Origin of the sequence: Paractinoplanes tereljensis (genome assembly GCF_016862435.1) — a bacterium.
Classification (GTDB): Bacteria; Actinomycetota; Actinomycetes; order Mycobacteriales; family Micromonosporaceae; genus Actinoplanes; species Actinoplanes tereljensis.
In genome coordinates, this window is the sequence record NZ_BOMY01000018.1 from 80,603 (window position 1) to 95,807 (window position 15,205).

Annotated in this window: 13 protein-coding genes; 2 read left to right on the forward strand and 11 right to left on the reverse strand. The window is 69.1% G+C overall.

Going from position 1 to position 15,205, the window contains the following annotated elements; all coding sequences use genetic code 11:
• Nucleotides 1-146: 146 nt before the first annotated feature.
• Nucleotides 147-1,112, forward strand: coding sequence for an MFS transporter (locus tag Ate02nite_RS13040; protein WP_438871193.1), 966 nt, complete (start codon nucleotides 147-149; stop codon nucleotides 1,110-1,112).
• Nucleotides 1,112-1,330: a hypothetical protein gene (locus Ate02nite_RS49970; RefSeq protein ID WP_438871194.1), complete on the forward strand. Its 219-nt coding sequence runs from the start codon at nucleotides 1,112-1,114 to the stop codon at nucleotides 1,328-1,330. The genes Ate02nite_RS13040 and Ate02nite_RS49970 overlap by 1 nt, the downstream gene beginning before the upstream one ends.
• Here Ate02nite_RS49970 and Ate02nite_RS13045 read toward each other — a convergent pair.
• From Ate02nite_RS13045 to nuoF, 11 genes are all read right to left on the reverse strand, one after another.
• On the reverse strand, nucleotides 1,327-2,328 hold the full coding sequence (locus Ate02nite_RS13045; RefSeq protein WP_203805125.1) for a polyprenyl synthetase family protein: 1,002 nt from the start codon (nucleotides 2,326-2,328) through the stop codon (nucleotides 1,327-1,329). The genes Ate02nite_RS49970 and Ate02nite_RS13045 overlap by 4 nt on opposite strands.
• A gap of 191 nt (nucleotides 2,329-2,519) precedes the next feature.
• The gene (locus Ate02nite_RS13050; RefSeq protein ID WP_203804740.1) at nucleotides 2,520-3,308 is read right to left on the reverse strand and encodes an inositol monophosphatase family protein; all 789 of its coding nucleotides are present in this window, start codon (nucleotides 3,306-3,308) and stop codon (nucleotides 2,520-2,522) included.
• Nucleotides 3,309-3,382: 74 nt separating this feature from the next.
• The gene (gene nuoN / locus Ate02nite_RS13055; protein WP_203804743.1) at nucleotides 3,383-4,915 is read right to left on the reverse strand and encodes an NADH-quinone oxidoreductase subunit NuoN; all 1,533 of its coding nucleotides are present in this window, start codon (nucleotides 4,913-4,915) and stop codon (nucleotides 3,383-3,385) included.
• 2 nt (nucleotides 4,916-4,917) lie between these two features.
• Entirely contained in the window at nucleotides 4,918-6,462 is a 1,545-nt protein-coding gene (locus Ate02nite_RS13060; protein WP_203804746.1) for an NADH-quinone oxidoreductase subunit M, read from the reverse strand.
• Nucleotides 6,459-8,384 (reverse strand): NADH-quinone oxidoreductase subunit L, encoded by a 1,926-nt coding sequence (gene nuoL, locus Ate02nite_RS13065; RefSeq protein ID WP_203804749.1) that lies wholly within the window; start codon nucleotides 8,382-8,384, stop codon nucleotides 6,459-6,461. Before nuoL ends, Ate02nite_RS13060 begins: the two co-directional genes overlap by 4 nt.
• Before the next feature lie 12 nt (nucleotides 8,385-8,396).
• Nucleotides 8,397-8,696: an NADH-quinone oxidoreductase subunit NuoK gene (gene nuoK, locus Ate02nite_RS13070; protein ID WP_203804752.1), complete on the reverse strand. Its 300-nt coding sequence runs from the start codon at nucleotides 8,694-8,696 to the stop codon at nucleotides 8,397-8,399.
• Nucleotides 8,693-9,442: an NADH-quinone oxidoreductase subunit J gene (locus tag Ate02nite_RS13075; RefSeq protein WP_203804755.1), complete on the reverse strand. Its 750-nt coding sequence runs from the start codon at nucleotides 9,440-9,442 to the stop codon at nucleotides 8,693-8,695. The genes nuoK and Ate02nite_RS13075 overlap by 4 nt, the downstream gene beginning before the upstream one ends.
• Nucleotides 9,439-10,035 carry an NADH-quinone oxidoreductase subunit NuoI gene (gene nuoI, locus Ate02nite_RS13080; RefSeq protein WP_203804758.1) on the reverse strand — a complete coding sequence of 199 codons (597 nt, stop codon included), beginning with the start codon at nucleotides 10,033-10,035 and terminating at the stop codon, nucleotides 9,439-9,441. Before nuoI ends, Ate02nite_RS13075 begins: the two co-directional genes overlap by 4 nt.
• Nucleotide 10,036: 1 nt before the next feature.
• Complete coding sequence (gene nuoH / locus Ate02nite_RS13085; protein WP_438871195.1) at nucleotides 10,037-11,404, reverse strand: NADH-quinone oxidoreductase subunit NuoH; 1,368 nt, start codon at nucleotides 11,402-11,404, stop codon at nucleotides 10,037-10,039.
• Nucleotides 11,401-13,881 carry an NADH-quinone oxidoreductase subunit G gene (locus tag Ate02nite_RS13090; RefSeq protein WP_203804761.1) on the reverse strand — a complete coding sequence of 827 codons (2,481 nt, stop codon included), beginning with the start codon at nucleotides 13,879-13,881 and terminating at the stop codon, nucleotides 11,401-11,403. The genes nuoH and Ate02nite_RS13090 overlap by 4 nt, the downstream gene beginning before the upstream one ends.
• A 1-nt stretch (nucleotide 13,882) precedes the next feature.
• Nucleotides 13,883-15,199 carry an NADH-quinone oxidoreductase subunit NuoF gene (nuoF, locus tag Ate02nite_RS13095; protein ID WP_203804764.1) on the reverse strand — a complete coding sequence of 439 codons (1,317 nt, stop codon included), beginning with the start codon at nucleotides 15,197-15,199 and terminating at the stop codon, nucleotides 13,883-13,885.
• Nucleotides 15,200-15,205: the final 6 nt, after the last annotated feature.

A 15,205-nucleotide genomic window follows, 5' to 3' on the forward strand; every position in this document is an offset into this window, starting at 1 on the left:
CTCCGACGCCAGGGACTTACACCATATGAATAATCTTCCGCCGACGGAATGCCAAAAGCATGTGGATCACGATCGATTTACACGACGTGTGTGGTCATTTGCACTCAACGCGGTCGGATGCATTCTGTGCGCCTAGTCTGCGAAAGATGGCCACCGGCAAGATCGACGGCTTCGGCAACGCATCGACCAGCGTGAACTCCCCTGGTCCGCTGCGCGCCGCGACCGGTGCGCTCACCACAACGGTCGCGGTGACCATGCCGGTGTTCCTCGTCGGCGGCCTGGCGGTGCAGATCGGTCTCTCCCCCGCCCGACTCGGCCTGGCCGTCTCGGCCTACTTCGGCGCGAGCGCCCTCGCCTCGCTGCCGGCCGGAGCACTCGTCGAGCGCTACGGCGCCGCCCGGATCTCCCGGCTCGGCATCGCGCTCTCGGCGCTGTCCCTGCTCGGCATCGCGGTGGCCGCGGATGCACTGTGGACTCTCATCGCCGTCCTGGTGCTTTGCGCCGGCGCCAACGCGATGGGACAGCTCGCCAGCAACACCAGCCTGTCCTGGCACGTGCCACCGGGCCGGCAGGGCCTGTCGTTCGGCGTGAAGCAGTCCGCCATCCCGGTGAGCACGCTCCTGGCCGGCGCGGCGGTGCCGACGGTGGCCCTGACCCTCGGATGGCGCTGGGCGTTCGTCCTGGCCGCTCTGCTCGCTTCGGCCGCCCTGCTGCTGGTGCCGGGCGACCCGGCACGCTCACGAGCCTCGGCCGACAAGACGGAAAAACGGGCCACCGGGGCGCTCGTGGTCGTCGGGCTGGCCGGCACCCTCGCCGCCGGCTCGGCCAACGCACTCGGCACGTTCCTGGTCGATGCGGCGGTGGGCCGGGGCATCGCGCCCGGCCTGGCCGGCCTCACGCTCACCCTGGGCAGCGCGGTCTGCGTGACCGCCCGGGTGATCGGCGGCTGGCAGGCCGACCGCCGGCCGAGCCGCCAGGTCGGCGTCATCGCCGGCCTGCTCGCCTGCGGCGCGGTGGGGCTGGTCCTGCTGGCCGTGCCGGGCGAGGTCGCACTGGTGGCCGGCGTGGTGCTGGGCTTCGGGTTCGGCTGGGCCTGGCCGGGCCGGGCCTGATGAACTTCGCCGTGGTGCGCCTGCACCCGCAGGCCCCGGCAGCGGCCACCTCGATCACCCAGACCGGCGTCTACGCCGGCGGATGCATCGGCCCGCTCGCGCTGGGCGGCGTCGCCACCGTCGCCGGTTACCCCACCATGTGGATGGCCGCGGCGGCCGCCATGGTCGGCGCCGCCGGCCTGATGTTGCTGGGCAGCCGGTTACTAAAGCAGGGTTAGCTCGTGCGGTCGGCGATGTAGTCGCAGAGCGCTTCCATCGCGCGCTTCGCCTCGCTGGCCGGCAGCGGCGCCAGCTGCGCCCGCGCCTCCTCGGCGTAGTTGCGCACCGTCTCCCGGGCCCGCTTCATCGCCGCCGACTCGCGCAGCAGCGTCAGCGCCTCGGCGTGCAGGTCGTCGTCGGTGATCGGCCCGATCGCCAGGATCTCGCGCAGCCGGACCGCGGACGCGTCGGTGTTGTCGTCGTCGGCCAGCGCGTAGAGCACCGGCAGCGTCGGCACGCCCTCGCGCAGGTCGGTGCCGGGCGTCTTGCCGGACTGCACCGACTCGGACGAGATGTCGAGAAGGTCGTCGGAGAGCTGGAAGGCGATGCCGATCGTCTCGCCGTAGCCGGTGAGCGCCTCGACGATCTGCGGCGACGCACCCGAGAACAGCCCGCCGAACCGCGCCGAGGTGGCGATCAGCGACGCTGTCTTTTCCGTGATGACGTGCAGATAGTGCTCGATCGGATCTTTGCCTCGGGCACCGACCGTCTCGGCGATCTGCCCGTGCACGAGCCGCGAGAACGTGCGCGCCTGCAGCCGCACCGCTTCCGGGCCGAGCGAGGCGGCGATGTCCGAGGCACAGGCGAAGAGATAGTCGCCGACCAGGATCGCCACCGAGTTGCCCCAGCGCGAGTTCGCGCTCGGCGCACCGCGCCGGACCGGGGCCTCATCCATGACGTCGTCGTGATAAAGCGTAGCCAAGTGGGTCAATTCCACCACATTGGCGGCGGCCACGATGTCGGCCGAGCTCGGATCGCCGAACTGCGCCCCCAGCGCCACCAGAAGCGGCCGAAACCGCTTCCCACCGGCATCGGCGAGATGCCGCGCCGCCTCGGCCACCAACGGATCGGCGCTGGCCACGTTGGCCCGAAGCGCCACCTCCACAGCGGCCAGCGTCGCCGTGACCGACGCATCGACCGCAGGGTCGATGTCCAGGCCGAGCGACGAGAGCGTCATATCACCGGTGCTCACCACGCTTTCACGATGCCATATGGGTCCGACCCTTTCGGGGTCAGGGGTGCGCCCAGCAAGATCAAAATCCAAATCCCGCAGAAGTACGGGCATGCCGGCGCCCGCCGAGCAACCCGGCCGTGTGCCGGGTCACTCTCCGCGCGGGGCCGCCGGGCGGGCCCGGCCCCACAGCCCGATCACTTCCAGCCATCCGCGATCTGCGCCAGGAGCGTGGCGTGGGTCTCGGAATCGGCCGCTGCCAGCAACCCGCGAGACGAGGTGTGCAGCGGATCGCCGGCCAGGTCGGTGACCACACAGCCGGCCGCCCGGCACAGGGCGATGCCGGCCGCGGAATGGACCGTCCAGTCCCGGTGCCCGTCGGACAGGTAGGCGGCCCGGCGACCGGCCGCCACCCACGCCAGCGGCAGCGTCGTGGAGAGCACCCGCGGGCTGAAGGCGACGCCGAACTCGGGGTGGGCCAGCAGGTGCACCGCCCGGAAGCCGGGCGCACTCGGGAACGGCGGGTCCAGGTTGAGATCGACCAGCCGGGACTCGCCGGACGGCCGCAGCGGCTCGTCGGCGCCGTCCCGGCGGAGATACGCGCCGGACCGGTCGGTCCAGAAGATCTCGTCGCCGAACGGATCGGCCGCGGCGGCGGCCCTTATGTCGCGCCCGACCAGCAGCGCCACGTTGACCGCCACCATCGTCGTCCGCGCGGCGAAGTTGAGGGTGCCGCAGAGCGGGTCCACCAGCCAGGTGCGATCCGCCTGGCCGGTGCGGCCGGTCTCCTCGCCCAGGATCGCGTCGTCCGGCCGGGCGTCGCGCAGGACCGCCACGATGGCCTTCTCGGCCTCGAGGTCGGCCTCGGTCGCGAAGTCCCCGGCGCCCTTGTCCACCCGCGACAGCGTCTGCCCGAACCGGGCCCGCACCACCGCCGCCCCGGCCTCGGCGGCGGCCACGGCCACCTCGTGATCACCCATCGACATCCCGGCAGCCTAGGACTTCTCCTGATTAAAAAACGGGCCCCGGCAGGTGCCGGGGCCCGTTCACACAGCGATCGTTATCGGACGAACTGGGCTGCGTCCCGAGTGAGATCGATCAGCGGAGCCGGCACCACGCCGAGGGCGAAGGTGGCGAGCACCCCGATGGTCAGGGCCGCCGCCGTCATGAAGCCCGGAATGGAGACCGTCGGCGTCGACTCGCCCGGCTCGCTCAGCCAGAGCAGCACGACGACCCGCAGGTACGGGAAGGCGAGCAGCATGCTGGAGATGACACCGAAGATGACCAGCCAGGTCTGCCCACCCTCCACGGCCGCCCCGAAGACCGCGAACTTGGCGGTGAAACCGCTGGTCAGCGGGATACCGGCGAAGGCTAGCAGGATGAACGTGAAGGTGCCGGCGAACAGCGGGCTCTTCCGGCCCAGCCCGGCCCAGCGGGACAGGTGGGTGGCCTCCCCGTCCGCGTCCCGGACCAGGGTGACGATGCCGAACGCGGCGAGCACCGAGAAGCCGTACGCCACCAGGTAGAACATCGTGCTGCTCAGGCCCTCCTCGTTGAGCGCCAGGACACCCACCAGGAGGTAACCGGCGTTCGCGACCGAGGAGTAGGCGAGCAGGCGCTTCATGTCGGTCTGAGTCACCGCGAGGACGGCGCCGACCAGCATGGTGAGCACCGCGATCACGCCGAGGACCGGCTGGAAGTCCCAGCGGACGCCCTCGAACGACACGTACAGCACGCGCAGCAGGGCACCGAACGCGGCGACCTTGGTGCAGGCCGCCATCAGCGCGGTGATCGGCGTGGGCGCGCCCTGGTAGACGTCCGGCGTCCATACGTGGAACGGCGCGAGCGCGGCCTTGAACAGCAGGCCGATCGCGACCAGCGCGAGACCGGCGTACAGCAGGACCTCGCTGCGCTGCGGGTTGGCCACCGCGTCGTGCACGGCGCCGAACGAGATGCCGCCCGCGAAGCCGTAGATGAGGGCCGCGCCGAACAGGAAGAACGCCGACGCGTACGAGCCGAGCAGGAAGTACTTGAGCGCGGCCTCCTGGCTGAGCAGGCGACGCCGGCGGGCGAGCGCGCACAGCAGGTACAGCGGCAGCGAGAAGACCTCGAGCGCCACGAACATGGTCAGCAGGTCGTTCGCCGAGACGAACAGCAGCATGCCGCCGAGCGCGAACAGCGTCAGCGGGTAGACCTCGGTGGCGCCGGGCTGCTCGCCGGCCTGCCGCAGGTCCTTCTGCGAGCCGACGGTGATCGCGGCCTGGGAGACGAACGCGCCGCCCTTCTCCATCGACCGCTCGCCGATCAGCATCAGCGAGACGGCGCCGAGCGCCAGGATGGCGCCCTGCAGGAAGAGGGTGGGCCCGTCGACCGCGACCGCGCCGCCGATGGTGATCTTCCGGGTGCCGTGCTCGATGATCACGGTCACGAACGACGCGATGATCGCCAGGAAGGAGAGCGTCAGCTGGATCGCGTGCCGCGACTTCCGCGGGACGAGCGCCTCCACGAGAACGCCGAGGCAGGCGACCCCGAAGAGGATCAACATGGGCGCGAGTGCGCCGTAGTCGATGGCGGGAAGTTTGAGGTCTCCCATGGCTAGCGAGCCACCCTTCCGTTAGCAGTGACCGCCGTCGGCCCGGGATCGGTCGTCCCGACGTCCTGCATGGTGGCCTGTACCGCTGGGTTGATCACATCGGTGACCGGCTTCGGGTAGAAGCCGAGCAGCAGGAGCAGCAGGATCAGCGGCGCGACGACGACCTTCTCGCGCAGCGTGATGTCCTTGCGCATGGCCGGCACCTCTTCGAGGGCCGGGTTGAGAGTGCCCTGGGTGGTGCGCTGCACCATCCAGAGGACGTACGCGGCGGCCAGGATGATGCCCACGGTCGCGATGACCGCGTACACCTTATGCACCGTGAACGTGCCGATCAGCACCAGGAACTCGCTGATGAACGGCGCCGTGCCGGGCAGCGCCAGCGAGGCGAGACCGGCGAAGAACAGCACCCCGGCCAGGACCGGCACCAGCTTGCCGGCGCCACCGAAGTCGCTGACCAGGCTGGAGCCGCGCCGGGCCACGAACATGCCGACCACGATGAACAGCAGGCCGGTGGCCAGGCCGTGGTTGACCATGTAGAGCACCGAGCCGGTCCCGCCCTGGGTGGTGAAGGCGAAGATGCCGATCCCGATGAAGCCGAAGTGCGCGATCGAGGTGTACGACACGAGCCGCTTCAGGTCGTTCTGGCCGACCGCGAGCAGCGCCGCGTAGATGATGCCGATGACCGCGAGCACCAGCGCGGCCGGCGCGAACCAGCGGGACGCCTCCGGGAACAGCGGGAGGCAGTAGCGCAGGATGCCGAACGTGCCGACCTTGTCCATCACGCCGACCAGCAGCGCGGCCGCACCGGCCGGGGCGGCACCACCGGCGTCCGGCAGCCAGGTGTGGAACGGGAAGAACGGCGCCTTGATCGCGAAGGCCACGAAGAACCCGAGGAACAGCCAGCGCGAGGTGTTCTGGTCGATCTCGCCGACCGACTGCAGCAGCCTCGTGAAGTCGAAGGTGTGCCCGCCGACCACCCACAGCCCGATCACGGCGGCCAGCATGAACAGACCGCCGACCAGGCTGTAGAGGAAGAACTTGACGGCCGCGTACTGCCGCCGGGCCCCGCCGAACGATCCGATGATGAAGTACATCGGGATCAGCATGACCTCGAAGAACACGTAGAACAGGAAGATGTCGGCGGCCGCGAAGACACCGATCATGGTGAACTCGAAGGCCAGCAGCAGGGCGAAGTAGACCGGCGCCGAGCGCTTGCCGTCGCCGTCCACGTCGTGCCAGGACGCCAGGATCACGACCGGCGTGAGCACCGCGATCAGCATCAGCATGACCAGCGCGATGCCGTCGGCGGCGAAGGTGAAGCGGGCGTCCCACGAGGGGATCCACTGGTACGACTCGTGGAACTGGAACCGGTCACCGTCGATCTTGAAGGCGACCCACATGAAGATGCTGAGCACCAGCACGACGAGCGACCAGACCAGCGCGATGGTCTTGGCGAGTTCCGCCTTACGACGCGGGATAACGCCCACCACGACCGCGCCCACCAAGGGCAGCACGGTCAGGATGGAAAGGAACGGAAAGTCACTCACGCCAACCACCCCAGCTGGATTGCAAGGAAGGCGCCGACCACGAGTACGACTCCGGTGAGCATGGAGAGCGCGTACGAGCGGACGAAGCCGGTCTGCAGTCGGCGTAGTCGCCCGGAACTGCCGCCGACACCGGCGGCTATCCCGTTGACCAGGCCGTCGATGCCCTTGTTGTCGAGGAAGACAAGCGCCCGGGTCAGGTAGATGCCGGGGCGCTCGAACACCGCCTCGTTGAACGCGTCGGTGTAGAGATTGCGCCGCGCGGCCGTGACGACCACGCCGGCCGGCTGCTCCTGCAGGGCGGTGCCCTTGCTGAACAGCGCCCAGGCCAGGCCGGCCCCGCCGACCGAGACGGCCAGCACCAGGATCGAGATCAGGGTCTTGTTCATCACCGGGTCGTGCTCGCCCTCGCCGGTGACCGGCTCGAGCCACTGCGGGATGGCCGAGTGCCGGCTGAGCAGGAAGCCCGCCACGATCGAGCCGAGCGCCAGCAGCATCAGCGGCACGGTCATGATGAACGGCGACTCGTGCGGATGCTTGTTCTGCTCGGTGTAGCGCTCCGGCCCGTGGAAGGTCAGCACGAACAGCCGGGTCATGTAGAACGCGGTCAGGCCCGCGCCGAGCAGCGCGGCCGTGCCGAACAGCCAGGACGTCCAGTCACCGCGGGCGTACGCCGCCTCGATGATCGGGTCCTTGGAGAAGAAGCCGGACAGCGGCGGAATGCCGATGATGGCGAGCCAGCCCATCATGAAGGTGAGCCAGGTCCACTTCATGTGCTTGCGCAGGCCACCGAACCGGCGGATGTCTTCCTCGTCGTGCATGCCGTGCATGACCGAGCCGGCACCGAGGAACATGTTGGCCTTGAAGAAGCCGTGCGCGACGAGGTGGATGATCGCCAGCGCGTACGCCCCGCCGCCGAGACCGACGCCGAGGAACATGTAGCCGATCTGGCTGACCGTCGACCAGGCCAGGACCCGCTTGATGCCGTCCTTGGCCGAGCCGATGATGCAGCCCATCAGCAGCGTGAACGCGCCGACGCTGACCACGATCGTCTGCAGCGTGTGGTTGGCCGAGAAGATGTGGTTGGAGCGGGCGATCAGATAGACGCCCGCGGTCACCATGGTCGCGGCGTGGATGAGGGCGGAGACCGGGGTCGGGCCCTCCATCGCGTCCGGCAACCAGGCCTGCAGTGGGAACTGACCGGACTTACCGGCCGCACCGAGCAGCAGCAGGATGCCGAGGACCAGCACCGTAGTGCTGGACAGCGCGCCGACGTTGCTGAAGACGTACGAGTATTGGGTGCTGCCGAGCGTGGCGAACATGATGAAGATGCCGATCGCCAGGCCGGTGTCGCCGACCCGGTTCATCAGGAACGCCTTCTTGCCGGCGGTGGCCGCGGACGGCCGGCCGTACCAGAAGCTGATCAGCAGGTACGACGCGAGACCCACGCCCTCCCAGCCGAAGTACAGCATCACGTAGTTGTTGCCGAGGACCAGCAGGAGCATGGCCGCGACGAACAGGTTGAAGTAGCCGAAGAACCTGCGTCGTCCCGGGTCGTGCTCCATGTAGCCGACCGCGTACAGGTGGATCAGCGAGCCGACACCCGTGATCAGCAGGACGAAGATGCCGGACAGCGGGTCGAAGAGCAGGCCGAAGTCGACGTGCAGGTTCCCGACGGCGATGAAGTCCCACATGCTCAGTTCGGCGGATCGGTGTTCCGCGTCGAGCCCGCCGAGCTTGATGAAGAAGACCAGCCCGAGCACGAAGGAGGCCGCCACCGCGAGAACGCCGAGCCAGTGACCCCACTTGTCGGCACGCTTGCCGAGCAGGAGCAGGATCGCGGCACTCGCGAGCGGAATGGCTACCAAAAGCCAGATTCCGCTCAACGTTCCCGTCGCGTGGGCATACTCCACTGTCTGTTCCACGTGAAGGCCCCTTTAGTACTTCAGAAGGTTGGCGTCGTCGACGCTCGCCGAGCGTCGAGTCCGGAAGATCGACATGATGATGGCGAGGCCCACCACGACCTCGGCCGCCGCGACGACCATCACGAAGAACGAGATGATCTGACCGTCGAGGCTGCCGTTGATCCGGCTGAAGGTGATGAAGGCCAGGTTCGCCGCGTTGAGCATGAGCTCGATGCACATGAACAACACGATCGCGTTGCGGCGGACGAGCACCCCGGTGGCACCGATGGTGAACAGAATCCCCGCAAGGACCAGGTAGTAGTCGGGAGTCACTTCTCGGTTCCCTTCGGAGCCGCCTCTTGAGCCGTCAGCTCACGCACCGGCAGGATCGGCGAGATCGTGCGCTCCGACCCGTTGCCGTCCGGAAGCCGGCCCGGCGCCGCCACCGACATGGTGTTGGCGTAGACGCCCGGGCCCGCCTTCGCACCCGGGTAGTTGCCCGGGCGGAAGCGCTCGGTCATCCGGCTGACCTGGTTGGCGATCTCGCTCTTGGCCCGCTCGACGTGAGCCAGCACCATCGCGCCGACGGCCGCCGTGATCAGCAGGGCTGAGGTGACCTCGAACGCGAAGACGTAGCGGGTGAACAGCAGGCTCGCCAGGCCCTGCACGTTGCCGCCGTTCGCGCTGTTCGCCTCGGCGAGGCCGATCACCGGCGTGTCGCCGAGCGCCCGGGCCAGGCCGGTGCCGATCAGGATGGCGAAGCCGACGCCGAGCACGATCGCCGCGACCCGCTGGCCGCGAAGCGTCTCGATCAGCGAGTCGGTGGCATCCCGGCCGACCAGCATGAGCACGAACAGGAAAAGCATCATGATCGCGCCGGTGTAGACGATGATCTGGACGGCACCGAGGAACGGCGCCGAGTTGATCACGTAGATGAAGCCCAGGCAGAGCATCGTCTGGACGAGCCAGAGCGCGGAGTGCACCGCGTTGCGGGCGATCACCATGCCGAGCGCGCCGATCACCGCGAGCGAGCCGAGGATCCAGAAGCCGACGGCCTCGGCCGTGGAGACGTGGTTCATCGCACGCCCTCCTTGGCGGCCTCGCCGCTGCCGTCGACTACCTCGTTGGTGGCCCACGGCGCCCGCTCGGCACCCTTCGACGTGCCCGGGTTGTCCAGCGCACCCAGGTAGTAGTCCTTGTCGGTCTCGCCGAGCCGCATCGGGTGCGGCGGCTGCTCCATGCCCGGCAGCAGCGGCGCCAGCAATTCCTTCTTCGTGAAGATCAGGTCTTGCCGGTTGTCGCGGGCCAGCTCGTACTCGTTGCTCATGGTCAGCGAGCGAGTCGGGCAGGCCTCGATACACAGCCCGCAGAAGATGCAGCGGGCGTAGTTGATCTGGTAGATGCTCGCGTACCGCTCACCGGGCGAGAAGCGCTGCTCGTCGGTGTTGTCCCCACCCTCGACGTAGATCGCGTCGGCCGGGCAGGCCCAGGCGCACAGCTCGCAGCCGATGCACTTCTCCAGGCCGTCCGGGTGGCGGTTGAGGATGTGCCGGCCGTGGTAACGCGGTGCCGGCTTCGGTGGCGAGAACGGATAGTCGGTCGTGACGACCTTGCGGAACATGTGCGCGAAGGTCACTCCGAAGCCCTTGAACGAGCCCGTGAACGTCCCCACGTCACACCTCCTTGGTTTCGGTATCGCCGCCGACGGTGGCGGGGGTGCGTTCGGCCACCGCGCGGCGTGCCCGCGGGCTCGGGGGTACCTGCAGATCCATCGGTGGCACCGGGAAGCTCCCCGGTGGCTTGGCGGCCAGCTGTTCTTCGACGGACAGCTCCCGCGGTTTGCGGCTGGCCGGCCAGAGCATGGCCACCACCAGGACGACGACGACCAAGCCTCCGATGGAGAGCCACTTGGTGCGGTCGGTGAGCTCGTTGTTCGCGAGCTTCACGTAGGAGAGGAAGAGGATCCACACCAGGCTGACCGGGATGAGGACCTTCCAGCCGAAGCGCATGAACTGGTCGTAGCGCATCCGGGGCAGGGTGGCCCGCAGCCAGATGAAGCCGAACAGGAAGATCAGCAGCTTGGCCAGGAACCAGATCAGCGCGAACCAGCCGGAGTTGGCGCCGTGCCAGAAGGCCGTGATCGGCCATGGGGCACGCCACCCACCGAGGAAGAGGGTGGTACAAAACGCCGACACGGTGATCATGTTGATGTACTCGGCCAGGTAGAACATCGCGAACTTGAACGACGAGTACTCCGTCTGGAAGCCGCCGACCAGCTCGGACTCGGCCTCGGGGAGGTCGAACGGCGCCCGGTTGGTCTCACCGACCGCCGAGATCATGTAGATGATGAAGCTGGGGAACAGCAGCACCGCGTACCAGCTCGGCGAGGTGAGTTCCATGCCGAGGAAGTGGAACGGGTTGCCCTCGGCCTGCGCCTTGACGATCTGCGAGGTGCTCATCGTGCCGGCGGTCATGAAGACCGCGACGATCGAGAGACCCATCGCGACCTCGTACGAGATCATCTGCGCGCTGGACCGGAGACCACCGAGCAGCGGGTAGGTCGAGCCGGAGGCCCAACCGGCCAGCACCACGCCGTACACGCTCATCGAGGAGCAGGCCAGCAGCACCAGCACAGAGACCGGCACGTCGGTGAGCTGCAGCGCGGTCTTGTGGCCGAACATGCTGACCACCCCGCCGAACGGGATCACCGAAAACGCGGTGAACGCGGTCGTCGCGGAGATCACCGGGGCGATGAAGTAGACCACCTTGTCGGCGGTCTTCGGGATGATCTCTTCCTTGAACGGAAGCTTCAGACCGTCGGTGAGACTCTGCAGCCAGCCGTTCGGGCCGACCTGGTTGGGGCCCGGCCGGACCGCCATCCGGGCCACGACCTTGCGCTCGTAGTTGATCGTGAAGAGCGTCAGCAGCAGCAGGATCACGAACACGCCGAGCAACTTGATCAGCGTGATCCACCAGACGTCGTCCTCGAACGTCTGCAGCGAAGGATCCTGGGCGTGCGCCGCCACAATCAGCGAGTTCATGCGTTTGCCCCCTCGGCGAGGATCGGTCCCGGTGCACCGGCAGTGAGCCGGACGACCGCGCCCGAAGTGACGCCGAGGCTGCGACGAACGCTGGAGCCCGGCGAGTTGGTGGGAAGCCATACCACCTGCGGGGGCAGGTCGGTGATCGCGGCCGGGAGCGTGACGCCACCCCGGTCGGTGCTGACGGTGACCGCGTCACCCTCGGCGACACCGAGCGACTCGGCCAGGTCCTTGCCGATCCGCACCTGCGGCGGCCGGGCCGTGCCCTTGAGCACGTCGTCGCCGTCGAGCAGCGAACCGGAGTCGATCAGGTGGTGCCAGGTGGCGAGCACTGCCTCACCGGCGGCGGGCGACGAGACGGATCCGGCGGCCACCGCGGGCACCGCCGGGCGGTCCGCCTTGCTCGGCGGCATGGCGCCCAGCTCGCGGCGGATCGCCATCACGTCGCCGGTGCCGAGGGTCACCTCGAGGAGCGCCGCGATGGCCTCGAGCACCCGGGCGTCGGTCATCGCCGTGGTCGGCAGCACCGTCCCGAAGGAGCGGAGCCGGCCCTCCCAGTCCATGAACGTGCCGGACTTCTCCTGGGCCGGGGCCACCGGCAGCACCACGTCGGCGCGGCGGGTGACCGCGCTGCCGCGGATCTCCAGGCTGACCACGAAGCCCACGTTGTCGAGAGCCTGCTCGGCCAGCCGCGGGTCGGCCAGGTCGCCCGGGTCGACGCCGGCGACCAGCAGGCCGCCGAGCGTGCCGTTGGCGGCCGCCGCGACGATCGCGTCGGTGTCCCGGCCCGGCTTGCTGGACAGGGCGCCGGCCTCGACGTTCCAGGCCAGCGAGAGCTCGGCCCGAGCCGCCGGGTCGGTGACCGGACGGCCACCGGGCAGCAGGTTGGGCAGGCAGCCGGCGTCGACCGCACCCCGGTCGCCGGCCCGGCGCGGCACCCACGCGAGGCGGGCACCGGTGCGGGCCGCGAGCGCGGCCGCGGCGGACAGGCCGCCGGGCACTTCGGCCAGGCGCTCGCCGACGATCAGCAGCGCGCCCGGCGTACCGAGGGCCGCGGCGATCGCCGCGTCCTCGGCCAGGACCTTGGCTTCCGCACCCGGCGCGGCGGCGACATGCGCGGCGTCAAGCTTGGTGAAACCCCGGGTGAGGTACGGCGAGACGGCGGTGACCCGGAGCGAGCCCCGGTTGGTCGCCTTGCGCAGTCGCAGGAAGAGGATGGGGCACTCCTCCTCCGGCTCGAGCCCGACGATGACCGCGGCCGGGGCGTTCTCGACGTCCTCGTAGGTGACGTCGGAGATGCCACCGGCCACCGAGGAGGCGAGGAAGTCGGCCTCCTCACCGCTCAGCGGCCGGGCCCGGAAGTCGATGTCGTTGGTGCCGAGGGCGACCCGGGCGAACTTCGCGTACGCGTACGCGTCCTCGACCGTCAGCCGGCCGCCGGTGAGCACCCCGACGCCACCGGCCGCCTTGGCGGCCTTGAGACCCTCGGCTGCGGTGACCAGCGCCTCGCTCCAGGAGGCCTCGCGCAGCTCGCCGGTCTTGGCGTCGCGGATCAGCGGGTTCATGATCCGGTCGTTGGCGGTGGCGTAGCGGAAGCCCCACCGGCCCTTGTCGCAGTTCCACTCCTCGTTGACCGCCGCGTCGTCGCCGGCCAGACGCCGGAGCACCTTGCCGCGGCGGTGGTCGGCGCGCATCGAGCAGCCGGCCGCGCAGTGCTCACACGAGGTGGGCGTGGAGACCAGGTCGAACGGGCGGGCCCGGAAGCGGTACTGCTCGCCGGTGAGCGCGCCCACCGGGCAGATCTGGATCGTGTTGCCGGAGAAGTACGAGTTGAAGGCGACGTCGCCCTCACCCTCGCCGACCTGTCCGTCGCCGGTTCCGGTGCCGCCGAAGAAGTCGTCCCGGTAGACGTTGATCTGCTCGCCGGAGGAGCGGTCCATCAGGTCGATGAACTTGTCCCCGGCGATCTGCTCGGAGAACCGGGTGCAGCGCTGGCACAGGATGCACCGCTCACGGTCGAGCAGCACCTGGCTGGAGATGTGGATCGGCTTCTCGTACTCGCGCTTGTGCTCGTGGAACCGCGAGTCGGTGCGGCCGTTGGACATCGCCTGGTTCTGCAGCGGGCACTCGCCGCCCTTGTCGCAGGTCGGGCAGTCCAGCGGGTGGTTGGCCAGGAGCAGCTCCATGATGCCGTGCTGCGCCTTGTCGGCCACCTCGCTGGTGAGCTGGGTGTGCACCACCATGCCCTCGCCGACGGCCTGGGTGCAGGACGCGACCGGCTTGCGCTGACCCTCGATCTCGACCAGGCACTGGCGGCAGGCGCCGGCCGGGGCGAGCAGCGGGTGGTCGCAGAACCGCGGGATCGCGATGCCCATCCGCTCGGCGACCCGGATGACCAGCTCGCCCTTCTCGGCGGTGACCTCGATGCCGTCGATGGTGAGCGAGACCTCGTTGGTCTTCTTCGCTACATCCGTCATGTCAGTGCGCTCCAACCAGGGCCTTGGCGTTCAGCCGCGGAGCTGTCCGGCCCTCGATGTAGTCCAGGTAGTCCTGGCGGAAGAAGTTCAGCGTGGACATGACCGGGGTGGCGGCGCCGTCACCCAGGCCGCAGAACGACCGGCCGAAGATGTTGTTCGCGGTGTCCAGCAGGGTGTCGAGGTCGGCGTGGGTGCCCTCGCCGGAGAGGATCCGGCGGTAGGTGCGGACCATCCAGTAGTTGCCCTCGCGGCACGGGGTGCACTTGCCGCACGACTCGTGGTGGTAGAACTCCAGCCACCGCCAGGTCGCGTAGACCGGGCAGTCCTGGTCGCTGAAGATCTGCATGGCCGTGGTGCCGAGCAGCGAGCCCTGGGCGGCGACACCCTCGAAGTCCATCGGGGTGTCGATGTGCTCGGCGGTGAGCAGCGGGGTGGACGAGCCACCCGGCGTCCAGAACTTCAGGTTGTGGCCGGGCTTCATGCCGCCGGCCAGCTCGATCAGCTCGCGCAGGGTGATGCCGAGGCCGCACTCGTACTGGCCCGGGTTGACGACCCGGCCGGACAGCGAATAGATCATCGGGCCGGTCGACTTCTCCGTGCCCATGCTCTTCCACCAGTCGGCGCCACCGAGCACGATGTACGGCACCGAGGCGATCGTGCCGACGTTGTTGACGACCGTCGGGCTCGCGTACAGACCGGCGATGGCCGGGAAGGGCGGGCGCAGCCGGGGCTGGCCGCGGAAGCCTTCCAGCGAGTCGAGCAGCGCGGTTTCCTCGCCGCAGATGTACGCGCCGGCGCCACTGTGCACGACCAGGTCGAGGTCGAAACCCGAGCCCAGGATGTTCGTGCCGAGGTAACCCTTGGCGTACGCCTGCTTCACGGCGGCGCGCAGCCGCCGGGCGGCGTGCACCGCCTCGCCGCGGATGTAGATGAACGCGCGGTTGGCCCGGATCGCGTACGAGGCGATGATGATGCCCTCGACCAGCGAGTGCGGGTCGTAGGTCATCAGCGGCAGGTCCTTGCAGGTGCCCGGCTCGCCCTCGTCGGCGTTGACCACCAGGTAGTGCGGCTTGCCGTCGCCCTGCGGGATGAAGCCCCACTTGAGACCGGTCGGGAAGCCCGCGCCACCGCGGCCGCGCAGGCCCGAGTCCTTCACCAGCTGGATCAGGTCGTCGGGGTGCACGTCCAGGGCCTTCTTCAGGGCCGCGTAGCCGTCCAGCCGCTCGTAGACGTCGATCTTCCAGGCGTCCGGCGAGAGCCAGCGCTTGGTGAGGACGGGGGTCAGCTTCTCGAGTACCTCACGCCGTGGCTGCGTCACTTCTTC